Source organism: Candidatus Arcticimaribacter forsetii (genome assembly GCF_910589745.1).
GTDB lineage: Bacteria > Bacteroidota > Bacteroidia > Flavobacteriales > Flavobacteriaceae > Arcticimaribacter > Arcticimaribacter forsetii.
In genome coordinates this window covers 991,220-1,012,613 of sequence record NZ_OU342399.1, presented here as the reverse complement: position 1 = coordinate 1,012,613, position 21,394 = coordinate 991,220, and the positions used below count along the sequence as shown (strand labels likewise).

Annotated in this window: 22 protein-coding genes; 10 read left to right on the top strand and 12 right to left on the bottom strand. The window is 36.4% G+C overall.

Annotated features, from left to right (window positions below; translation table 11 throughout):
• The first annotated feature begins 59 nt into the window (after positions 1 to 59).
• Positions 60 to 308, top strand: a complete 249-nt coding sequence (locus tag NG655_RS04700; RefSeq protein ID WP_252158187.1) for a hypothetical protein — start codon at positions 60 to 62, stop codon at positions 306 to 308.
• Here the strand turns inward: NG655_RS04700 and NG655_RS04695 are convergent.
• The 8 genes from NG655_RS04695 to rpsA form a co-directional block, all read right to left on the bottom strand.
• Complete coding sequence (locus NG655_RS04695; protein WP_252158186.1) at positions 305 to 1,195, bottom strand: Ppx/GppA phosphatase family protein; 891 nt, start codon at positions 1,193 to 1,195, stop codon at positions 305 to 307. The two genes, NG655_RS04700 and NG655_RS04695, sit on opposite strands and share 4 nt — an antisense overlap.
• On the bottom strand, positions 1,192 to 3,252 hold the full coding sequence (ppk1, locus tag NG655_RS04690; protein WP_252158185.1) for a polyphosphate kinase 1: 2,061 nt from the start codon (positions 3,250 to 3,252) through the stop codon (positions 1,192 to 1,194). The genes NG655_RS04695 and ppk1 overlap by 4 nt, the downstream gene beginning before the upstream one ends.
• A 30-nt stretch (positions 3,253 to 3,282) precedes the next feature.
• Positions 3,283 to 3,936: a pyridoxamine 5'-phosphate oxidase gene (gene pdxH, locus NG655_RS04685; protein WP_252158184.1), complete on the bottom strand. Its 654-nt coding sequence runs from the start codon at positions 3,934 to 3,936 to the stop codon at positions 3,283 to 3,285.
• 59 nt (positions 3,937 to 3,995) lie between these two features.
• Positions 3,996 to 4,901 (bottom strand): ribonuclease Z, encoded by a 906-nt coding sequence (locus NG655_RS04680; RefSeq protein WP_252158183.1) that lies wholly within the window; start codon positions 4,899 to 4,901, stop codon positions 3,996 to 3,998.
• Positions 4,902 to 4,904: 3 nt separating this feature from the next.
• Entirely contained in the window at positions 4,905 to 5,231 is a 327-nt protein-coding gene (locus NG655_RS04675; RefSeq protein WP_252158182.1) for a hypothetical protein, read from the bottom strand.
• Positions 5,231 to 6,166 (bottom strand): aspartate carbamoyltransferase catalytic subunit, encoded by a 936-nt coding sequence (locus NG655_RS04670; RefSeq protein WP_252158181.1) that lies wholly within the window; start codon positions 6,164 to 6,166, stop codon positions 5,231 to 5,233. The genes NG655_RS04675 and NG655_RS04670 overlap by 1 nt, the downstream gene beginning before the upstream one ends.
• Positions 6,163 to 6,708, bottom strand: coding sequence for a bifunctional pyr operon transcriptional regulator/uracil phosphoribosyltransferase PyrR (pyrR, locus tag NG655_RS04665; RefSeq protein ID WP_252158180.1), 546 nt, complete (start codon positions 6,706 to 6,708; stop codon positions 6,163 to 6,165). The genes NG655_RS04670 and pyrR overlap by 4 nt, the downstream gene beginning before the upstream one ends.
• A gap of 112 nt (positions 6,709 to 6,820) precedes the next feature.
• Positions 6,821 to 8,641 carry a 30S ribosomal protein S1 gene (rpsA, locus tag NG655_RS04660; protein WP_419469276.1) on the bottom strand — a complete coding sequence of 607 codons (1,821 nt, stop codon included), beginning with the start codon at positions 8,639 to 8,641 and terminating at the stop codon, positions 6,821 to 6,823.
• 272 nt (positions 8,642 to 8,913) lie between these two features.
• On the opposite strand from rpsA, the gene NG655_RS04655 reads away from it, so the two are divergent.
• Positions 8,914 to 9,654 (top strand): DUF3784 domain-containing protein, encoded by a 741-nt coding sequence (locus tag NG655_RS04655; protein WP_252158178.1) that lies wholly within the window; start codon positions 8,914 to 8,916, stop codon positions 9,652 to 9,654.
• On the opposite strand, the gene cmk is transcribed toward NG655_RS04655, so the two are convergent.
• From cmk to lon, 3 genes are read right to left on the bottom strand one after another with little or no spacing between them, the layout of a single operon-like run.
• Positions 9,651 to 10,325 carry a (d)CMP kinase gene (gene cmk / locus NG655_RS04650; RefSeq protein ID WP_252158177.1) on the bottom strand — a complete coding sequence of 225 codons (675 nt, stop codon included), beginning with the start codon at positions 10,323 to 10,325 and terminating at the stop codon, positions 9,651 to 9,653. The two genes, NG655_RS04655 and cmk, sit on opposite strands and share 4 nt — an antisense overlap.
• A gap of 33 nt (positions 10,326 to 10,358) precedes the next feature.
• Positions 10,359 to 11,081, bottom strand: coding sequence for an NRDE family protein (locus tag NG655_RS04645; RefSeq protein WP_252158176.1), 723 nt, complete (start codon positions 11,079 to 11,081; stop codon positions 10,359 to 10,361).
• A gap of 6 nt (positions 11,082 to 11,087) precedes the next feature.
• Positions 11,088 to 13,538: an endopeptidase La gene (lon, locus tag NG655_RS04640; protein WP_252158175.1), complete on the bottom strand. Its 2,451-nt coding sequence runs from the start codon at positions 13,536 to 13,538 to the stop codon at positions 11,088 to 11,090.
• Positions 13,539 to 13,724: 186 nt separating this feature from the next.
• On the opposite strand from lon, the gene NG655_RS04635 reads away from it, so the two are divergent.
• Together NG655_RS04635 and NG655_RS04630 are read left to right on the top strand one after the other, a co-directional pair.
• Positions 13,725 to 13,961, top strand: a complete 237-nt coding sequence (locus NG655_RS04635) for an RNA polymerase sigma factor (RefSeq protein ID WP_252158174.1) — start codon at positions 13,725 to 13,727, stop codon at positions 13,959 to 13,961.
• Entirely contained in the window at positions 13,958 to 14,275 is a 318-nt protein-coding gene (locus tag NG655_RS04630) for an RNA polymerase sigma factor (protein WP_336511181.1), read from the top strand. The genes NG655_RS04635 and NG655_RS04630 overlap by 4 nt, the downstream gene beginning before the upstream one ends.
• Before the next feature lie 142 nt (positions 14,276 to 14,417).
• Here the strand turns inward: NG655_RS04630 and NG655_RS04625 are convergent, their stop codons facing one another.
• Complete coding sequence (locus NG655_RS04625) at positions 14,418 to 15,743, bottom strand: MFS transporter (RefSeq protein WP_252158173.1); 1,326 nt, start codon at positions 15,741 to 15,743, stop codon at positions 14,418 to 14,420.
• 346 nt (positions 15,744 to 16,089) lie between these two features.
• Between NG655_RS04625 and msrB (NG655_RS04620) the strand changes: the two genes are divergently transcribed.
• From msrB (NG655_RS04620) to NG655_RS04595, 6 genes are all read left to right on the top strand, one after another.
• Positions 16,090 to 16,575 (top strand): peptide-methionine (R)-S-oxide reductase MsrB, encoded by a 486-nt coding sequence (gene msrB, locus NG655_RS04620; RefSeq protein ID WP_252158172.1) that lies wholly within the window; start codon positions 16,090 to 16,092, stop codon positions 16,573 to 16,575.
• A complete protein-coding gene (gene msrB, locus NG655_RS04615) occupies positions 16,568 to 16,975 on the top strand; it encodes a peptide-methionine (R)-S-oxide reductase MsrB (RefSeq protein ID WP_252158171.1) in 408 nt (135 codons plus the stop codon). The genes msrB (NG655_RS04620) and msrB (NG655_RS04615) overlap by 8 nt, the downstream gene beginning before the upstream one ends.
• A gap of 58 nt (positions 16,976 to 17,033) precedes the next feature.
• Complete coding sequence (lpdA, locus tag NG655_RS04610; protein WP_252158170.1) at positions 17,034 to 18,422, top strand: dihydrolipoyl dehydrogenase; 1,389 nt, start codon at positions 17,034 to 17,036, stop codon at positions 18,420 to 18,422.
• 248 nt (positions 18,423 to 18,670) lie between these two features.
• Positions 18,671 to 19,888, top strand: a complete 1,218-nt coding sequence (locus tag NG655_RS04605; protein ID WP_252158169.1) for a glycoside hydrolase family 71/99 protein — start codon at positions 18,671 to 18,673, stop codon at positions 19,886 to 19,888.
• 149 nt (positions 19,889 to 20,037) lie between these two features.
• Positions 20,038 to 20,595 (top strand): DUF1572 family protein, encoded by a 558-nt coding sequence (locus tag NG655_RS04600; protein ID WP_252158168.1) that lies wholly within the window; start codon positions 20,038 to 20,040, stop codon positions 20,593 to 20,595.
• Between the two features lie 296 nt (positions 20,596 to 20,891).
• Positions 20,892 to 21,389, top strand: a complete 498-nt coding sequence (locus NG655_RS04595; RefSeq protein ID WP_252158167.1) for a hypothetical protein — start codon at positions 20,892 to 20,894, stop codon at positions 21,387 to 21,389.
• Positions 21,390 to 21,394 lie beyond the last annotated feature (5 nt).

Here is a 21,394-nt window from a genome sequence, read left to right as displayed (position 1 = left end):
AAAAGTTTGAGTCAGGAGATCAAAACATTGCCTCCTTACTAAACATCAGTAAACCTCATTTGGAAGGTTCTACAATTCAATTCAGTGTTCCTTCGGATATGAATAAGGTTGAATTGGAACGAGAATTTACAGAATTCGTTCCTTATCTAAGAACTAGTTTACAAAACCACAACTTATCGATTAAAGTAATTGTAGACGAAAAAACAGAAAAGAATTTTATTTATACCGCAGATGAAAAATACGAACGTCTCAAAGAAATTAACCCAATGATTGATCTTTTAAGGCAAGAATTTGATTTAGATGTTTAAGCGTTATACTTTTTGTACATCATTTTAATCATCCCGTCCGAAAGTCCAATCTTTGGAACAAATATTTTATTAGCACCACTCCAATTAAAGGCTTTGAGATAAATTTCTAAAGCCGGAATAATCACATCTGCACGATCTAAGTTTAAATTATATTTAAGGATTCTTTCTTCGTATGAAAGGACTTTTAAATCATTATAAAAAGAATTTAGTTTTATATAAGTAATTGGATTCCCTTCTTTGGTATCAAGGAGTTTAAATACTTTATTGATATTACCTCCTGTACCCAATAATTGAATTTTATCAATTTCTTCTGTGTTTTTTTTAATCCAGTCTTCTATTTTAACCCAAACTTCATCATTAACCATTCCGTTAATCATTCGGACGGTTCCTGTTTTAAAAGATTTCGAGCTAATACGTTTTCTGTTTTTAATAATACTAAATTCGGTACTTCCCCCTCCAACGTCTATGTATAAATAATTAGAGTTATGTCCTTGGTCACTAATAACATTGGAGTAAGAAATTATTTCAGCTTCTTTTTTACCATCAATAATTTCAATTTTAATCCCAGTTTTTTTCTTAACTTTTTTTACCAGCTCTACCGCATTGTTTGATTCTCGAAGTGCAGAAGTAGCACAAGCCATATAATTATTTACTTTATTAATTTTCATTAATAATTTAAACGCTTTCATAGCACGAACAACTCGTTTTGTGTTTTTATTCGAAATTTCGCCTACGGTAAATGAATCTTGTCCTAAACGGATTGGTACCCGAACCATCTCACTTTTCATAAAAATTGGATGTTCCCCTTCAGTTTGAACAACATTTGCAATTAGCATTCTAATTGCATTGGATCCAATATCTATTGCAGCTAGTTTTTTTACTTTCATTCTTCTAATAATGCTTTAAAATATTCATGAATTTCCCATTGTGAACGATAAGGTTTCCCTGAAGATTTTTTAAATTCATTTTGTATTTTACCGTTTATCTTTCTGGCTTTTACATTATCATTCCAGCTGATCAAAAATGTATCCAACAGTTGTTTCTGTAACTCTTTATCATATATTGGACAGGCAACTTCTACTCGATTATCAATATTTCTAGTCATTAAGTCAGCAGATGAAATATACATATGAGGATCTCCTCCATTCTCAAAAATATAAACTCTAGGATGCTCTAAATATTTATCAACGATACTAATAACTTCAATGTTTTCACTCATTCCTGGAACACCTGGAATTAAACAACATACCCCACGTACTATCATATGAACTTCTACCCCTGCATTACTTGCTTGATAGAGTTTATCAATGATTTTATAATTGGTGATACTGTTTAACTTTAATTTAATTTTTGCTGGTTTCCCAGAGAATGCATTTTCTATTTCCTTATCAATAAGACGATTCAATACCGTAGCTGTATAATGTGGGGAAACGATTAAGTGTTTGTATGTTTTTACTTTATAATTAACTTCAAAAAAACCAAACACCTTACTCACATCTTTAAGTATTTTTTGGTTTGAAGTAAACAAAGTATAGTCGGTATAAACCTTTGCAGTACTTTCATTAAAATTCCCTGAACTTATAAATCCATACCGCTTGATTTTTTTTGATTCTTCACGTTCAATTAAACAAATTTTTGTGTGAACCTTTAAACCCGGAACTCCAAAAATCAACACTACTCCAGCTGCTTCCAATCGTTCAGCAAATACGATGTTATTTTTCTCATCAAAACGAGCTTGAAGTTCAATTTGTACAGTAACTTTTTTTCCGTTTTTAGCTGCGTTAATCAGAGAGCTAACCACTTGGGAGTTTTGAGATAAACGATATAAAGTGATTTTTATATTTTTTACTTTTGGATCTAATGCTGCCTCTCTTAAAAATTTAATCACATAATAGTAATTGTGATATGGAGCATACAAAAGATAGTCTTTATCAGCAGTAGACTTAATTATGTTCCCGTCTAAACGCAATCCTTTGACTTCTAAAGAAGGAACTTTCGGGTAAAGTAGATCATTTCTATCTAAGCTAGGAAAGTTCATGTAATCTCTCTTGTGATGGTATTTACCCCCAGGGATGAGACTGTCTGTCGAAGAAATACCTAACTTATTCATTATAAACTGAAGGGTACTGTCTAAAATTTTCTTGTCATAAACTAAACGAACTGGATCTCCAATCATTCGTTCTTCAACACTATTTCTTATTTTTTCAATATAACTTTTACCTACGTCTTCTTCTAAATCAAGCTCAGCATCACGGGTTATTTTTACCATATGAGCTTCAATAGAAGTATAGTCGAACAGATTAAAAATCTGGTGAAAATTATATCGTATTAAATCATCAAGTAACATTACAAATTGTTTCTCCCCTTCTTTAGGGAGAACTACAAATCGATCTAATTCTTTTGGCAACTCAATCAATGCGTACATAGGTTTATCCGCATCTTGTTCTTTTATGTTGAGGGTAACAACCAAAAACGCTTTATTATCGGATAAATCTTGTTTTTCGTCTTGAAGAATAACGGTAACCAAAGCAGGTGCAACCTTTTCTATGAAAAAGCGGTTTAAATAACTCTCTTGTTCAGGGGTTACTTGTTTTTCATCTAAAAAAATAATGTTTTCTTTTTCTAGCTCCTTTTCAATCTCTTTAAGAATATCTAGGCTTTCACGCTGCTGGGTTATAACTAAACTAGTAATTTCTTCTAATAGCTCAACAGCAGTTATTCCTCCCAATGCTTTTCTTCCTGTTAAATCAGATTGTGATATACGCTTTACTGTAGCAAATCTAATTTGAAAAAACTCATCCAGATTATTAGAAAAAATTCCTAAAAAACGAAGTCGTTCAATCAAAGGAACAGTCGGGTCTGATGCTTCTTGAAGCACGCGAGCGTTGAAATCTAACCAACTGATTTCTCTGTTTATGTATGACGAATACTTAGCTTTTTTCATGAAAATCTAATATTTAATCCATTATTAATTTTAGGGTGCTAATCGAGACACGGACCAACTATTATCTTCATTCAATGAAAATTCCATTCGGTCATGCAGACGATTGGGTCTACCCTGCCAAAATTCAATTGTAGTAGGTTGCACAATAAAACCACCCCAATGGTCTGGTCTTTTTGGAGAATTCTCTTCATACTGATTCTCTACTTCATTTAAACGATTTTCTAAAAAATCACGATTCTCAATAGGTTGACTTTGAGGAGATACAATTGCTCCTATCTGACTTCCTTTGGGTCTTGAATAAAAATATTTATCTGAGGCTTCTTCAGTAACCTTTTTTGCGATTCCTTTAATTAAAATCTGACGTTCCATTGAAGGCCAAAAAAAAGTTAAACCAACTTTATCATAAGCCGCAATAGCCCTCCCTTTTTGACTGTTATAATTTGTATAAAACACAAACCCTTCTGGACTGAATTGTTTTAACAAAACAATTCTTGATTTTGGAAAACCATCTACCCCAAGAGTAGCTACACTCATTGCATTGGCCTCTTCTATTGCAGGATTTTCATTCGCTGCACTAAACCAATCTTCAAATAAACTTAATGGATTAACTGACTTTTTATCATCGTCCAAAGATCCTTTTTCATAAGACTTCCTTAAATGTCCAATGTCTTTCTCTTGCTTCATAGATGCAAGTTACGATAACCGATAAAGAAATTTAAATTTTAAAGCATTAAAAGAAGGCTCTAAATATCAATAACCTTCCCATCCTCCGATAAAATAACAGGATCAAAATACTGTTTAGCCTCGTATACAAATGCACTTAAATCACCATATCGAGTAGAATAATGACCTAATATTAATCCACCCACATTCGCTTTCGAAGCAATTTGTGCTGCTTCCGCTGCAGTACTGTGTTTAGTTTTAGCCGCCAAGTCTTTGTGTGAATCTAAAAAAGTAGATTCATGATAGAGCATAGAAGCTTCAGAAATTAAAGGAACAATATCTTCCTTAAAAGCAGTATCGCTACAAAAAGCATATGATTTTGGTGCATCTGGATCTGTGGTTAGAATTGCATTGGAAACCGTATTCCCATTTGAATCAATAAAATCTTTTCCTGACTTTAAATTTTCCATATCACAAACCTCAACCCCGTATTCTTTTGCAGCGGTAATGTTTATTTTTCGTGGACCTATTTTCTCTTTAAACAAGTATCCGTTTGTATATACTCTGTGATCTAATGGAATGGTTGTTACTGATATTTTTTCATCTTCAAAAACAACCTCAGAATTAGAAGACTCTAATTCATGAAAATAAAGCGAATAGTCTGTCCAAGATTTAGCTAATTTTAACTGTAAAGTAATGATTTCCTTGATCCCCTTTGGTCCATAAATATGGAGGTCAGCATCTCTGCCCAACAAACGAAACGTACTAATTAAACCTATTAAACCATAAAAATGATCTCCGTGTAAGTGTGAAATAAAAATATGCTGAATCCGAGCAAATTTAATACCCAGCTTACGTAATTGTATTTGAGTCCCTTCTCCGCAATCAATTAGAATCAAATTTCCTTTTATCTCTAAAAGCTGTGCGGTGGTTTGAGCATTTTTTCTTGGAGTAGCGGCATTACAACCTAAGATCGTTAACTTCATATTTTAAAATCCTAAATCACGTTGTATACGCTCCATTTCTATAAAATCGTGTGCTTCTTCAAGGGTAGGTACTAAAACTAAATCTTCTGGAAAATCATTGTATTGCTCTGGAGTAGCAACCATTAGTGTTGTATGTCCTTCTTTATGGAAATTTCTATACAAATTTGTCAACTCAGTTTCCTGATCATTCAAATCAGAAATACTCAAGCAACTGAGTACTACATCATGATCTACAGCTTCTTTGCTGTAAGTAGAAAAAAAATCTGAATCGTTTAAAATAGCACTGTTTATCTCTAAAACAAGTGTTTTATTATCGTTACTTAAAATCATTAGACAGGTATCATTATTTTAGAAGCAAGTAAATAAATTACTGCCATACGAATTGCGACTCCATTTTCAACCTGGTCGAGGATGATTGCTTGATCTGAATCTGCAACTTGAGAACTGATTTCTACTCCTCTATTTATTGGGCCCGGATGTAAGACTACTATTTCTTTATTTAAGCTTTTAAGAAGCGGCAAACCAAGTCCATAAAGCTGAGTATATTCTCTTATCGAAGGGAAATAACTTTTATCCATTCGCTCGTTTTGTACGCGTAACATATTAGCAGCATCACACCATTGTAATGCTTTCTTAAGGTCTAATTCAATCCCTACCCCTAAAGATTCGTAATGCTTAGGCAGTAAACTCTTAGGACCACATAACTTAACCTCGGCACCTAATTTTTTAAGCGCAAAAATATTAGATAGTGCAACACGTGAGTGTAAAATGTCTCCTACAATTACTATTTTTTTACCGGCAACTTCACCAAATTTTTCGCGAATGGAAAATGCGTCCAACAAGGCTTGTGTTGGATGTTCATGTGTCCCATCGCCTGCATTGATAATGCATGCATCTACATTCTTTGACAAAAAGGAAGCAGCTCCCGGATTTGGATGACGCATAACCACCATGTCCACTTTCATTGCCAGGATGTTATTAACGGTATCAATAAGAGTTTCTCCTTTTTTAACAGAAGACTGAGCAGCAGAGAAATTAATAACATCAGCACTCAATCGCTTTTCGGCTAATTCAAAAGAAAGTTTAGTTCGTGTGCTGTTTTCAAAAAACAAATTAGCGATTGTAATATCTCGTAGTGTTGGAACTTTCTTTATTTTCCTGTTAATTACCTCTTTAAAGTGATCAGCAGTTTCAAATATCAAATGAAGATCCTCTTCCTTTAGATATTTAATTCCTAATAAATGGTCTACACTTAATTGACTCATAGGGTTTCTTTAATCAAATATACCGCATCTTCATCGGTTAGTTCTTTCCATTTAACCTCAACTTTATCATTTTGAAGCGAATCTATTTGTCTTCCAACATAATCTGGTTGAATCGGCAAATGACGACTAAAACGACGATCGATAAAGGTTAATAATTCAATTTCACTAGGGCGGCCATAGGATTCGATTGCGGTTAGTGCAGCTCGTATACTTCGACCTGTATATAAAACATCGTCTATGAAGACAATACATTTATCTTCAATAGAAACGTTCATTTGAGTTGCATTTGCAGCATGTGGCTTATCGGTTCTTCTAAAATCATCTCTAAAGAAAGTAGTATCTAGTTTACCATGAGCAATTTCACTTACTCCGTAATGAGTTGATAAAAGCTGAATCAGTCGATCAAGAACAAAAGATCCTCTTGGTTGAAGACCAATGAGCACTGTTTCAGAAAAATCTCTGTGTTTTTCTATTAACTGACAGGCAAGGCGATGCAGAAGGATATCAATCTGGTGTGCGTTTAGAAGTAACTTAGGATGCATGCCGTTTAATTTGTTCTTACAAAAATATTATTTTTTATCTACTCCACTTGATTTATAGACATAAAAAAACCCCCTTTTCACAAAGGGGGTTTTAATAATGAGGAGAACGGTATTATTTACCTTCCATCTTTTGCTTCAAATCAGCTAGAGCGTCTAAGTCTCCGAGTGTAGTCTTTTCAGAATTACTTGCAGCAATTTTCTTAGCTGCTTTACGGATGTTATTACGTTCTTCTTCTTTGAATAGAGCAGTATGCGATGCTACAACTCTTTTGAATTCTTTGTTAAATTCGATGATTTTGAAATCAATCTTTTCACCCAATCCAAGTTTAGATCCATCTTCTTTTTCAAGATGACGAGAAGGAACAAAAGCAACAACATGTTCGTTGAAGTTAATTGTAGCTCCTTTGTCAACGATTTCAGTTAACTCAGCTGTGTGTTGTGTATCTACAGCGAATTCAGTTTCATATTTATCCCAAGGATTCTCCATTGTTTGTTTGTGACCTAAACTTAATTTACGTCCTTCAACATCCAATTCAAGTACTTGAACTTCAATTGTTTCTCCAACAGTTAAAATTTCTGATGGGTGCTTAACTTTCTTAGTCCAAGATAAATCTGAGATATATACTAAACCGTCTATTCCTTCTTCTAACTCGATGAATACACCAAAGTTTGTGAAGTTTCTAACGATTCCAGAATGCTTAGATTGTACTGGGTATTTAGAAGTGATATCCGTCCAAGGGTCTTGAGTCAATTGCTTGATTCCAAGAGACATTTTACGAGTCTCACGATCTAAGGTTAAGATAACTGCTTCTACTTCGTCTCCAACTTTCACGAAATCTTGAGCGGAACGCAAGTGCGTAGACCAAGACATTTCAGAAACGTGGATTAAACCTTCAACACCATCTTCAATTTCGATAAATGCACCGTAATCAGCGATTACAACTACTTTACCTTTTACTTTTTGTCCTTCTTTGATTGCATCTCCTAATTGATCCCATGGATGAGCGCTCAATTGTTTTAATCCAAGTTGGATTCTAGATTTGTTATCATCAAAGTCTAAGATTACCACATTTAGTTTTTGGTCTAATTCCAAAATCTCGTTCGGGTGGTTGATACGACTCCAAGAAAGGTCTGTAATGTGGATTAATCCATCTACTCCTCCAAGGTCGATAAATACTCCGTAAGAAGTAATGTTTTTAACGGTACCTTCAAGAACTTGACCTTTTTCAAGTTGTCCTATAATTTCTTTTTTCTGTTCTTCGATATCCGCTTCGATTAACGCTTTGTGAGATACAACAACGTTTTTGAATTCCTGGTTAATTTTAACCACTTTGAATTCCATGGTCTTATTCACGTATTGATCGTAATCACGGATTGGCTTAACATCGATTTGAGATCCTGGTAAAAATGCTTCGATTCCGAAAACATCTACAATCATTCCCCCTTTTGTTCTACACTTTACAAAACCATTAACGATTTCTCCTGTTGCGTTTGCATTGTTAACACGATCCCATGCCTTAATTACACGAGCTTTACGGTGAGAAAGAATCAATTGACCTGTTCTGTCTTCACGTGCGTCAACTATAACCTCAACTTTATCTCCTACCTTAAGGTCTGGATTGTATCGGAATTCGTTTAATGAAATAACTCCTTCTGACTTAGCGTTGATGTCAATAATTGCTTCACGCTCAGTCATAAAGACTACAGTTCCTTCAATTAAATCTTCGTCTGCTGTATCTACAAAGTTTTCTTTTACTAAAGTTTCAAACTCTAATAATTGAGCATCTTCTATTACGTCGATACCTTCTTCGTAGTTATGCCAGTTAAAGTTTGCTAGAAAATCTTCTGCAGTATTTGCAGCTGGTTGTGCTTGGGCTTCTTGTGGAGCAGCTTGCTCATTAGCCTCTTGTGGTGTGTTGTTCTCTTCAGACATTGCTGATGAATATTTGTATTCCATTGTTTTATAGAACTTTAAATGAAAAACAACAGAAGTTGTTCTTGATTTGTTTTTTCGACTCTCGTTCTAATTAATCATAAGAGTTTGCAAATGTAATGATAATCTATTGATAGACAAGGATGCCACAGCAATTTTTAAGCACTTTTTACACGAATGAAAAGCAACCTACTTTTACAAGCAAGTTCTTTTTACTAATTTTATATTCTGTTGGATTTAATTTAGAATCTAATTCTCTTTAAAAAAATTTAATGATTTTAATAATAATTACTGTTTTCAGCTTTTTCCTTGTCGGAATCGGTTTCGTTATCACTGAAAAAAACGCTCCCTACCTCCTGTCTGGATTCAACACTATGAGTAAGGAAGAGCAAGACCAAGTTGACCTAAAACCGTTACTTGCTTTTTTTAAAAAATTCCACATTAACCTCGGAGTTTCTCAAGCTTTAATTGGTTTTACACTCTATTTCCTAGATTATGAAAACCTCTTGGGCATTTTCATTGGAACCTATTCTATTATCGGATACATTTATTTCATCATCAAAAGCGCTCCTTTTCAACCCAAACAAAACAGTAAAGTTCAAATGTACCTAGGAGTTGGAGTATTGAGTATTTGTTTTCTAGGGATCATTGGCTTATTCTACTACGGAAATGTCGAAAACCAATTAACAATAGAAGAAAATCAAATTGTTATTAGCGGGATGTATGGAGAAAAAATTCCACTCGAGCGAATTCAATCCATTCAACTTACAGAGGGTCTCCCTACCCTCACCAAAAGAATCAATGGCTTTTCTTCTTCAGGATTAAAGAAAGGAAAATTTAAAACAGCGGATAAAGAAATAATCAAACTTCTGATCAACCAAAATGTGACCCAGTATATTTTAATTGATAAGATTAAAGGGAAAGATGTTTATTACAACAGCTCGAATGAAGATGTCGTTTCAGTATACAAGGAGCTAAGAAGTAAATTAGACCCTACCTTATTCGGAGACTAACTGCTTTTTATAGTAGAAACCATCTTTTGAAACACCTCTTCTACGGAAAATAAAGTCGTATCAATTTCAATTGCATCTGCTGCTTTCTTTAGAGGAGATATAGCTCTGGTACTGTCTTGGTGATCCCGATCAACTACATTTTTTAATATTTCATCAAAACGTACATCTTCTCCTTTTCCTTGGAGTTCATCATAACGTCTTTGTGCTCTAACCTTAGGATCGGCAGTTAGAAAAAATTTATAATCGGCATTGGCAAAAACAACTGTTCCGATATCCCTTCCGTCCATCACAACACTTCCAAGCTGAGACAAAATACGCTGTTGATTCACAAGATGTTCACGAACAAATCCCAACTGAGCAATTCGACTCACCCAAGTTGAGATTTCTAGGGTTCTTATTTCATCCCCATAAACCCTTCCATTAAACATCATTTGTTTTGATTCGGAATTTTCACTCCAAGTAAAATTTGTTTTAGCTAAAGCAACTTCTAATTGATCTTCAAGAATAACACCGTTTGTTATAAGATTATTATTCAATGCAAAATAACTGACAACACGATACATATATCCAGTATCGATATAAGTGAAATTTAATTCGGAGGCTAAACGCTTAGACAAAGTACTCTTTCCGGTAGATGCATACCCGTCAACTGCTATTACTGTGGTTTTCATAGTTCAAAGATAGGAAAGAGCTGAGATAAAATCTCAATCGAAATCAACTGTCTTTTCAAAAGTCAACAACTCCTTCGCTCTCTTGTATTTAAAGACGAACTTTTGTTTACTCCCTTGAATTGAAGACACGCTTATGGTTTGCACCGGAATATCTTGGGGCACTTGTTCACCATACAGCGAAACTAAAGCTTCCCGGGTAAAGGGAAATTTAGAAAGGTGAAACTCCATAACTTCTTCCTGACCCTTTAAATCATCACCAAACCAGTCCTCCAATTCCTTTTTACGCGTTTCTTGCCATGATTTTGGATATAAGGTAGCTGATGACCAAAGGTGGGTTTTTGTTCTATCCAGTGATGTTTTATAAAGTTTCTGCTCATCCCAACGCAGCTCTGTCAATTCACCAGCGTCTAAAACAACCATAGTAAATGGCTCCAAACCTTTAAACTCAAAAAAGTCTACAAAGTTTTGAATCGATGGATATTCAAAAAACTGAAGTGCCATTTTCCCTCTACTCATCCGATAGGAAGACGCAGACAAATGAGGTTCAAATGCTCCATTGAGAATACAGACCATTTGATTGGTGTTCGAAAACACAAACCAACTCCCTTTCGCTTGGGAATCCTGAGGAAAATAGAGGGTTTTCTTGTTTATTTCAAGTTTATGTAATTCGGTAGCTGCCCGCAATGGGTTTTCATCCCGATTGGATGTAAAGACAAACCTATTTTCATCCTGCGGAATATAACTAACGGTACACATAAAAAGTTATAGTTTCTTGGCATTTTTAACCTTTTGACCTGTAAGCGCTAAGTCCAAGACTTCTTTCATTTCTTTTACAAAATGGAAGGTTAATCCTTTCAAATAAGAAGGTTTAATCTCCTCAATATCTTTTCTATTACTTTCACAAAGAATAATCTCTTTAATCTTAGAGCGCTTTGCTGCTAAAATCTTCTCTTTAATTCCACCAACAGGAAGCACTTTCCCTCGAAGCGTAATCTCTCCGGTCATTGAGAGGTTTTTCTTAACTCGCTTTTGAGTTAAAAGAGAAACTAAAGAAGTAAGGATTGTTATCCCGGCACTAGGACCATCTTTTGGAGTTGCTCCCTCAGGAACGTGAATATGAATGTTGTATTTATCGAATTTGAAATCTGCTAACCCCAACTGCAAAGCGTTTGCTTTGATGTATTCCATAGCTATGGTAAATGACTCTTTCATAATCTTCCCGAGGTTCCCGGTAATATTAAGTGCTCCTTTCCCTGGAGAAAGAGCAGATTCTATGAATAGAATATCTCCCCCTACAGAAGTCCATGCCAATCCAATAACCACCCCGGCTACTTCATTATTTTCATATAAATCACGGGTTACTTTTTCTGGACCTAAGATCTCTGTTAAATCTTTTAACGCAGGTTTTACTGCATAATCTTCTTCCATAGCAATCGACTTTGCTGCATAACGAGTAACCTTAGCAATTTGCTTGTCTAAACCACGAACCCCAGATTCTCTAGTGTATCCTTCTACAATTCTTTCCAAAACAGGATTTCCAAGTTGAATGGATTTTTTGTCTAAACCGTGCTCCTTAAGCTGCTTTGGCAACAGGTGTTGCTTTCCAATGACTACTTTCTCCTCGATGGTATATCCACTAACATTAATGATCTCCATACGATCGCGAAGTGCCGGATGAATTCCTCCCAGGTTATTTGCAGTAGCTACAAACATAACCTTAGAAAGGTCGTATCCTAATTCTAAGAAGTTATCATAAAACTCTTTATTTTGCTCAGGATCTAGAACTTCTAGTAAAGCAGAAGAAGGGTCTCCTTGTGCACCACTACTTAATTTATCGATTTCATCGAGAACAAAAACAGGATTTGAGGTACCTGCTTTTTTTAAGCTCTGAATAATCCTTCCGGGTAAGGCTCCGATATAAGTTTTACGGTGTCCACGTATTTCAGCTTCATCACGCATTCCCCCTAATGATATTCTAACATAAGATCTACCTAAGGCTTCGGCTATGGATTTCCCTAAGGAGGTTTTCCCAACTCCCGGAGGGCCATACAAACATAAAATCGGCGATTTCATATCGTTTCTCAGTTTAAGCACTGCTAGGTACTCTATGATCCGTTTCTTTACTTCCTCAAGTCCAAAATGATCTCTATTCAGAACTTTCTCAGCCCGCTTTAAGTCAAAGTTATCTTTTGAAAAATTATCCCAAGGAAGGTCTAAAAACAAATCAAGGTAGTTCCGCTGAACCGAATACTCTGCTACCTGCGGGTTCATACGCTGCATCTTCATCAATTCTTTATCAAAATGAGCCCCAACTTCTTTGGTCCAAACCTTAGACTTAGCGCGGACTTTCATTTCCTCGATTTCCTCTTCGTACGAAATTCCACCCAATTCCTCTTGGATGGTTTTCATTTGCTGTTGCAGGTAGTACTCACGCTGCTGCTGGTCTAAATCATGACGCACACGCGACTGAATGTCGTTTTTTAGTTCCAGTTTCTGGTACTCAACATTCATGTATTTCAGGCACAACAAAGCACGCTCCTTAATATTTTTAAGAGAAAGTATGTTTTGCTTTTCGTTAACCGAAAGATTCATGTTGGAGGATACAAAATTGATTAAAAACGAATAACTGTGTATGTTTTTAATCGCAAAAGAAGCCTCAGAAGGAAGGTTTGGATTCTCCTGAATGATCTGAAGCGATAATTCTTTGATAGATTCTGCAACGGCTTTAAATTCAGTTCCATCCTTGGATTCCTCTTCATCTACAACAGTTCTTGTAGTTGCTTTTAAATACGGATCTTCCGAAGTAATTTTATCTATTTCAAAGCGTTTTTTACCCTGTATAATAATGGTTGTATTTCCGTCAGGCATTTTAAGAACACGAAGAATGCGAGCAACAGTTCCGAGTTCATAAATATCCTGAGCTCCAGGGTTCTCAACTCCTTGATCCTTTTGAGCTACTACTCCAATCACCTTACTCCCTTGGTTTGCATCTTTAATAAGCTGAATGGATTTGTCTCTCCCAACAGTAATTGGAATTACAACTCCCGGAAAAAGTACCGTATTTCTTAGAGGAAGCAAAGCAACCTCTGCTGGGAGGTCCTCTTTCTCTAGAGCCTCTTCATCCTCTGAGGTTAAAAGAGGAATTAATTCTGCTTCGGATTCGATATCTTGAAGTGACAAATTGTCTATGTTTGAAAAGATTGGTTTGGCCATACTATATTTTTACGTCATTGTGTCATTTGGCATCCAAATCAGGGAATGGTTTTCCTTAAATTGAAGCACCTGTTAATTACTTCCAATATATGTTCAAGAGTTATGCCAACTCATATAAAAAATAAATTTCTCACAAAAGTGTAACATTTTCAAAAAAAAACATCTTATCTATAGAAATGCTCCTCATTGAAATTGAACGACAATACAGTTGACGAACTACTTGAATTGTGTAGGCTCCAGCATGTGCAAGCACAAATGGAAGTTTATGAGCGCTATCATCAAGCCATGTTTGTAACTGCCTTGAAGATTGTTCACAATACAATGGATGCTGAGGATATTATGCAAGAGAGTTTTTTAATCGCATTCAACAGGATTGATCAATACAAAGGAAATGATAATTTCGGGGGTGGCTCAAACAAATAATTACAAGAAAAAGCATACAGCATCATCGGGATCATAAAAAAAAATTAAAGCTAGTTGAGGAATTAAAAACAAATACAGAGGATGACCACAATAATGAAGTTAAGAATACCATTCATCAAAAACTTCTTGATGCCTTGGATGAATTGAATCCAAGATACAAAAATGCGCTCAGCCTAATGCATTTAGAAGGTTATGATTATGAAGAAATAACTGAAATATTAAAGTTGAGCTATGGAAGTTGTAGAACATTGATTTCGCGAGCAAAAGAACAATTGAAATTGAAAATGAAAGGCAGTGCTCTTAAAGAAATATGAACACAAGAAACCAAACAGTCAAAGACGTAGTATTATGAAAAATTCGATCGAATATTTACTCAATTCGCTACCTCGGTACGCCTGCCACACGGGTTTATTCCAAAGTAAATGGTTCGGGCTCTGTCAAAGAAATAAAAAGCTACTAAACCTTCTGTTCTTTAGGAACACGTAACAACATCAATGCCCCAATTACGAAGAACAAACAGAAGAATAAAATTGAAGAACGCATGCTTCCCGTAATTTGATCCAACACCCCAAAAAGAAGCATTCCAATAATGATGGCTATTTTTTCTGTAACCCCATAAAAACTGAAATAAGAAGCAGTGTCTTCAGTTTCTGGTAAAAACTTAGAATAAGTAGAACGAGAAAGGGACTGTAAACCTCCCATAACCATTCCTACAAAACCAGCAATAACGTAGAACTGCTGCGGTGTTTCTATAAAAAATGCATAGACGCATATCACTGCCCAAATGAGGTTAATCACAAAAAGGGTTTTTAAATTCCCGAATCGCTCCGAACTGCGTGCTGTTAATATTGCCCCTAATATTGCAACAATCTGTATGAGCAAAATACTAACAATAAGTCCTTGCGTTTTGTCGGCGTTAGAACCCCAATTAATTTCTTCCTCTCCAAAGTAAGCTGCAACCAGCATTACGGTCTGTAACGAAGTACTGTATATAAAAAAAGCAATGAGGTAGCGCTTTAAGCGAATATTATCGCTCATATCGTTCCAGACTTTTTTAAGTTCACGAAATCCATTCCAAACAATATTCTTCGTCACCTTATGCTCCGATGTTCCAACAGGTAAATAATAGAAAGAATACATACTAAAAAGCGCCCACCAAACCCCGACAGAAACAAAGGAATATTTCATTGCTAACATAGCTGCCTCCCTTTCGGTACCTACAATCCCGTATGCGTCTGGCATCATAACCATCGAAAGATTAAAGAGCAGTAAAAGAACACTGCCAATATACCCCATAGAATACCCGCGGGCAGAAGCGCGGTCTTGTTGCTCCTCGAAAGCAACATCGGGTAAGTAAGAATTATAAAAAACAAGACTCGACCAAAGTCCAATCATAGCCAAAAAGTAAAAAAATAAGCCCAAGTAGATTGTTTCCAAGTCAAACCAATACAAACCAACACAAGAAAGCGATCCAATAAGTACAAAAAACTTCATGAATTTCTTTTTGTTACCAACGTAGTCGGCAATTCCAGATAAAAGAGGGGTTATGAATGCAACCACCACAAAAGCAAATGCAGTTACAAAACTGATCATGGCGGTGTTTTTTACGGAGTAACCAAAGAAGTCAATTTGATTGTCAAACTCAAAAACCAACCCGTAGTAAATAGGGAAAATTGCAGATGAAATTACAAGAGGATAAACAGAATTTGCCCAGTCGTAAAAAGCCCAAGCATTGATTAATTTTTTACTTCCTTTCTCTAAGGCAACTTTTGGCTTTATCATAAAATAGTTTTAAGAGTTTGAATATAGAACATTACGAGCAGTTGCCCTAAAAAATGATTTTATCTTTTGATTTTATTAACAAAAAATCCTCTATTTTTTAAAGAAATTAGCAATATAGAGATTCTTTATAGTAAATTTTAAAAATATATTAATCAGACTATTAAACACCAATATTTAAATCTTTAAAATAAGACAAATTGAAATGGTTTCAAAATAAACTTAAAGTAATACTTTAAGTTTATTTTATGGCATCTTATTTGCATTTTTATTAAAAATAAAGATTGATTTTATGAAACTAAAAACGAAGTGTACTAAAGTTTCATACCTTTACACAAACACCTAAATTATGAAAAAAACACTTCTTACCCTACTCCTACTTCCTTTTGTTGTGAGTTGTCAAACTACCAATAAAGAAACCCAGGAAAAGAAAAAATACGCGGTTGAAAAAACCGAGGCAACATGGAAAAAAGAACTTCCTGAAATGGCTTATTTTGTATTGCGTCAAGCAGGAACTGAAAGTCCTTTCACTGGGGAGTATGATAAATTTTACGAAGCAGGGGTTTATGCTTGTGCAGCTTGTAAGACAAAACTCTACTACTCAAAAGACAAATACGATTCCAAATCAGGATGGCCTTCTTTCGACCAAGGGGTTACCGAAAACCTAGAGTTTGATGTGGATTATAAGCTTGGATACGCCCGAACGGAGCTCAAATGCAATACCTGCGGCGGTCATTTAGGGCATATGTTTAACGACGGACCCCGAAAAACAACCGGAAAAAGGCACTGCATCAACTCTGCTGCTTTAACTTTTATACCCGATACCGATGAATAACCACTACCCTGTTCAGAAATCAGAAGAAGAATGGCGCAGCCTCCTAACTAAAGAAGAATACCGCGTTTTGCGTCAGCAAGGCACCGAATATCCTCACACAGGAGCATACAACGCCCATTACGAAGACGGAACCTATAACTGTAAAGGATGCAACCAACCTTTATACAGCAGCGAATCTAAATTTGATAGCGGTTGCGGCTGGCCCAGCTACGACCAAAGCATCGAGGGTGCTATTGAATACAGAAAAGACTGCAGCTTGGGAATGGTACGTATTGAAATTGTTTGCTCCAATTGCGGCGGTCACCAAGGTCACGTTTTCGACGACGGCCCTACTGTTTCTGGGAAACGTTACTGCGTGAATTCGGCAAGCATCACCTTTGAACCTAAAAAGGAAGTCTAACCCATTTTTTGTTAAAGGAGTTTTTTTGTACTTTTGCACCATCTAAAAATTGATTTTTATGACAAATTATGACGTAATAGTTTTAGGAAGTGGACCTGGTGGATATGTAACTGCAATCCGTGCTTCTCAATTGGGGTTAAAAACAGCTGTAATTGAAAAAGAAAGCTTGGGTGGTGTGTGTCTAAACTGGGGATGTATCCCAACTAAAGCCTTACTTAAGTCTGCACAGGTGTTCGATTATCTTAAGCACGCTTCAGACTATGGACTTAAAGTTACTGATTACGACAAAGATTTTGACGCGGTAGTAAACCGCAGTAGAAACGTTGCTGCCGGAATGAGTAAAGGTGTTCAGTTTTTAATGAAAAAGAATAAAATTGACGTTATCAGCGGTTTCGGGAAAATTCTTCCTAAGAAACAAGTAAGTGTTACTTTAGATGATAAAGAAACCATTTACGACGCTAAACACATAATCATTGCGACTGGAGCACGCTCTAGAGAGCTTCCTAGCCTTCCTCAGGACGGTGTGAAGGTAATCGGATACCGAGAAGCAATGACTTTGCCAAAACAACCTAAGAAACTAATTGTAGTGGGTTCTGGTGCCATCGGAATCGAATTTGCTCACTTCTACAACGCTATGGGAACGGAAGTAACCGTGGTTGAGTTCCAAGATCGTATTGTTCCGGTTGAAGATGAAGAAGTTTCTAAGCAATTGGAGCGTTCTTTCAAAAAGGCAGGGATCAACATCCTCACCAATGCAGAGGTAACGCACGTAGATACGAAAGGAAAAGGAGTTACTGCAACCATCAAAACAGCTCAAGGAGAAGAATCTCTTAAGGCTGATGTTGTATTATCGGCTGTGGGGATCAAAACAAACATCGAAAACATAGGCCTACAAGAAGTAGGGATCGCTGTAGACCGCGATAAGATCTTAGTAAACGACTTTTATCAAACCAACCTTCCTGGATATTATGCCATCGGAGATGTAACCTCTGGGCAAGCCCTAGCACACGTTGCTTCTGCGGAAGGGATTTTGTGTGTTGAGAAAATTGCAGGGCACAACGTGGAACCACTTGACTACGGAAACATTCCTGGATGTACCTATGCCTCTCCAGAGATTGCCTCGGTTGGTCTTACCGAAGCACAAGCGAAGGAACAAGGATACGAACTTAAAGTGGGTAAATTCCCGTTCTCTGCTTCTGGAAAAGCACAAGCTGGAGGAACTACCGACGGTTTTGTAAAGGTTATTTTTGACGCTAAATACGGCGAGTGGCTCGGATGCCACATGATTGGTGCAGGTGTTACCGACATGATTGCAGAAGCTGTTTTGGGGCGTAAGCTCGAAACTACCGGTCATGAGGTACTGAAAGCAGTACACCCCCACCCGACCATGAGTGAGGCAATGATGGAAGCGGTAGCTGATGCCTACGACGAGGTGATTCACTTATAAACCACTTATTACATAGAACCTACCGTTCATTACATAATACAACCAGCCTTCGGGCTGGTTTTTTTTTGCCCCAAGTTTTGAGTGTAGCTTAATAAGTACCAAACAGCTAAACGATTTTTAGTAAATTGTGAACCAAGGAGATTTATTGCTCTTGGAGGAACGAGCCGCTAGAGCGTTTATATTAGATCCGTTTCCATGAGGGATTCGGGCTAAAGCTCCCCTTACCTACTCGATATGAAACAAATAGGATGAGCTTAACAAAATTAGTTTTACATATAGTTGCAGCAATACTACTTATTTCTTGTAGTGCTGAAGACCAAGAGCCAAGATTATTTGAGGTGCAGCCATTTGATCCCGTTGTAGTTTCAAAATCAAATAATCTTCCAACATTTGCGCACTATATGCCTTGGTTTGAATCCCCTGAATTCAGTGAATATGGAAACAGCAACTTCGAGGGTTGGGGCTCCCATTGGACAATGTCTAATATCAATCCAGAAACGGGTAGCGTGGCATCACATTATACTCCTTTAATTGGGGCCTATGATAACGGAGAGCCAGATTATTGTGAGTATGCAGTAACAATCATGAAGTTAACAGGACTCGATGGCGTTATGATAGATTACCTAAGTAATACCGATTTCTATGATTGGAACCTGCTTCATGAGCATACCAAAGAGATAATCCCGTGGCTCAAAAAAGCGGGTTTAGATTATGTTATCGTTTATGAAGACAATGCTGCGAGAATTGCATCAGAAAACGGACTTGGAACTGTGGTGGATTTAACCCAAAATCATTTTGATTATATGGCAGAGCATTTTTTCTCAGATCAGAATTATGTTCATTATAACAACCTACCGTTGGTTCTGACCTTTGGCCCACAAAGTGGGATGACCTCCCAAGAATGGAGATCTGTAATATCAGACGAATATGCCTTGTCTACTTTAAATTATGATATTGAGAACAACAATTTAGAAGATATCGCAAAAGGAGAGTTTGCCTGGGCAAATAAAGTGGAAAATTTAAATGGATTTTATAGCTATTGTAATGAACGTTATGATTTATGTATTGGGGAAGCGATGCCTGGATTCGAAGATTATTACACAGAAGGCGGTTGGGGAGATGGTTTTGAAACCAAAGACCCAAGGAATGGAGAAAGACTAAGAGATGTTCTTGAAATTGCAACTGAGAATGATTTGGATTTCTTACAAATTCCAACCTGGAATGATTGGGGTGAAGGAACTATAATCGAACCCTCATTAGAGTTTGAATATCAAAGATTAGAGATACTACAAGAATGGTTCGGAGTTGAATATCGTAAAGAAGATTTAGAATTGGCAGTAAAGCTATACCAAAAACGCAAAGAACACAAAGGGAAGCAATATGAAAATCAAGTACTCGACCAGGTATTCTATTACCTGGTATCTCTTCAAATTGATGAAGCAAGAAAATTACTAGAGGAGCTATAGCATGGCAAAAGTCAGCAACACATTAGAACATGAAATGGTTCGCACCCCTCACTTGAGATCTCCGTATCTGTTAAAATCAATATAAAATCATAGCCGCTTAACGGCTGGCTAAATACAACTCTTACGTAACAACTAAAACTCAACGCTGAATGAAAAATGAATATCTAAATAGTATAAAAAAGCAATTCGAATATTATAAAACTGTAGGAGAAAAAACATTCCTTCAACTTAATGAAAAAGACCTGTTCTGGGAATACAACGAAGAATCAAATTCTATTGCAATCATTGTAAATCACCTTTGGGGGAATATGAAATCACGTTGGACTAATTTTTTAACCTCCGACGGAGAAAAAGAATGGCGGAATAGAGAGTCGGAATTTGAAGCGGTTATAAAGTCAAAACACGAACTACTCGAAAAATGGAATGAGGGATGGCAATGTTTGTTTGATGCGTTAGACTCGGTTACGGAGGATAACTTTGAAACAAAAATTTACATAAGAAATCAGGAACACTCAATAGTTGAAGCTATAAACCGACAATTAGCGCATTATTCTTATCATATTGGTCAATTAGTCTATATCGGAAGAATGATTCAAGCGAGCCAATGGGAAAGCCTATCCATTCCTAAAGGGAAATCAAATGAATTCAACAAAGAGAAATTTTCAAAAGGGAAACACAAGGGTCATTTTTCTGATGATTTAAAATAAAAATCACAATCTCTTTAGGTAGATCAACTCATTGAAACGGCTTCTTGCAAAAATTGGCCGCCTAATTATCCGTTCCTGTCGGACGAAAAACCGTACCTAAATCCGCTACTAATCTTGAACAAACACGTAAAACAAAACCTCAACACTAAACACTACAACAACCCTACCCCTTGCCTTTGAACATTCACAAGAAACATGAATGTTAATCTCTCCTAAAACCCCAAATACTCAATCCCCAGGGTGTTGAAAAAAAATATATTTTTACGAACAATTAAAAATATAAACTAGAATCAAGCATGGAACTTTTAAAACTAGCGACCGAATGGGCAAAAGCGGAAGTATTTTCGACCCGTTTCTTCCTATACTTTGCATTAGCATTCTTTAGTGCGAGCATTGGGTTTTGGCAAATGGGCAAAACCGATTTAGCCAAAGCCTATATAATTCCGACCGCCGTAGCGGGTTTACTTCTCCTAATCATTGGGGTGGGCTTATTTTATAACAACAAAATGAGAATCACCCAATTTGCAAAAGCACATACCGCAGATGCCACCACTTTTTATCAATCCGAGATCGAACGAACAGAGGCGACCTTAAAAGAGTATACAGGGGTGTTTAGGGTTATTCCGATTATGATTATCGCAGCTGCTTTACTGATCCTATTTTTAAACACCCCTACTTGGCGAGCAATTGGCATTACGTCCATTACCTTCTTGATCATTCTTTTATTAGTAGACGGAACGGCGCATGCACGCATCGAAAACTACCATAAAGAATTGAAGTCCATAAATCAATAACCTAG

Excerpts from the sequence above, each read along its gene's own strand:
- NG655_RS04695 (WP_252158186.1), bottom strand. The coding sequence starts at position 1,195 with ATGAAAGTAAAAAAACTAGCTGCAATAGATATTGGATCCAATGCAATT.
- ppk1 (WP_252158185.1), bottom strand. The coding sequence starts at position 3,252 with ATGAAAAAAGCTAAGTATTCGTCATACATAAACAGAGAAATCAGTTGG.
- pdxH (WP_252158184.1), bottom strand. The coding sequence starts at position 3,936 with ATGAAGCAAGAGAAAGACATTGGACATTTAAGGAAGTCTTATGAAAAA.
- NG655_RS04680 (WP_252158183.1), bottom strand. The coding sequence starts at position 4,901 with ATGAAGTTAACGATCTTAGGTTGTAATGCCGCTACTCCAAGAAAAAAT.
- NG655_RS04675 (WP_252158182.1), bottom strand. The coding sequence starts at position 5,231 with ATGATTTTAAGTAACGATAATAAAACACTTGTTTTAGAGATAAACAGT.
- NG655_RS04670 (WP_252158181.1), bottom strand. The coding sequence starts at position 6,166 with ATGAGTCAATTAAGTGTAGACCATTTATTAGGAATTAAATATCTAAAG.
- pyrR (WP_252158180.1), bottom strand. The coding sequence starts at position 6,708 with ATGCATCCTAAGTTACTTCTAAACGCACACCAGATTGATATCCTTCTG.
- rpsA (WP_419469276.1), bottom strand. The coding sequence starts at position 8,641 with ATGTCTGAAGAGAACAACACACCACAAGAGGCTAATGAGCAAGCTGCT.
- NG655_RS04655 (WP_252158178.1), top strand. The coding sequence starts at position 8,914 with ATGATTTTAATAATAATTACTGTTTTCAGCTTTTTCCTTGTCGGAATC.
- cmk (WP_252158177.1), bottom strand. The coding sequence starts at position 10,325 with ATGAAAACCACAGTAATAGCAGTTGACGGGTATGCATCTACCGGAAAG.
- NG655_RS04645 (WP_252158176.1), bottom strand. The coding sequence starts at position 11,081 with ATGTGTACCGTTAGTTATATTCCGCAGGATGAAAATAGGTTTGTCTTT.
- lon (WP_252158175.1), bottom strand. The coding sequence starts at position 13,538 with ATGGCCAAACCAATCTTTTCAAACATAGACAATTTGTCACTTCAAGAT.
- NG655_RS04625 (WP_252158173.1), bottom strand. The coding sequence starts at position 15,743 with ATGATAAAGCCAAAAGTTGCCTTAGAGAAAGGAAGTAAAAAATTAATC.
- msrB (WP_252158172.1), top strand. The coding sequence starts at position 16,090 with ATGAAAAAAACACTTCTTACCCTACTCCTACTTCCTTTTGTTGTGAGT.
- msrB (WP_252158171.1), top strand. The coding sequence starts at position 16,568 with ATGAATAACCACTACCCTGTTCAGAAATCAGAAGAAGAATGGCGCAGC.
- lpdA (WP_252158170.1), top strand. The coding sequence starts at position 17,034 with ATGACAAATTATGACGTAATAGTTTTAGGAAGTGGACCTGGTGGATAT.
- NG655_RS04605 (WP_252158169.1), top strand. The coding sequence starts at position 18,671 with ATGAGCTTAACAAAATTAGTTTTACATATAGTTGCAGCAATACTACTT.
- NG655_RS04600 (WP_252158168.1), top strand. The coding sequence starts at position 20,038 with ATGAAAAATGAATATCTAAATAGTATAAAAAAGCAATTCGAATATTAT.
- NG655_RS04595 (WP_252158167.1), top strand. The coding sequence starts at position 20,892 with ATGGAACTTTTAAAACTAGCGACCGAATGGGCAAAAGCGGAAGTATTT.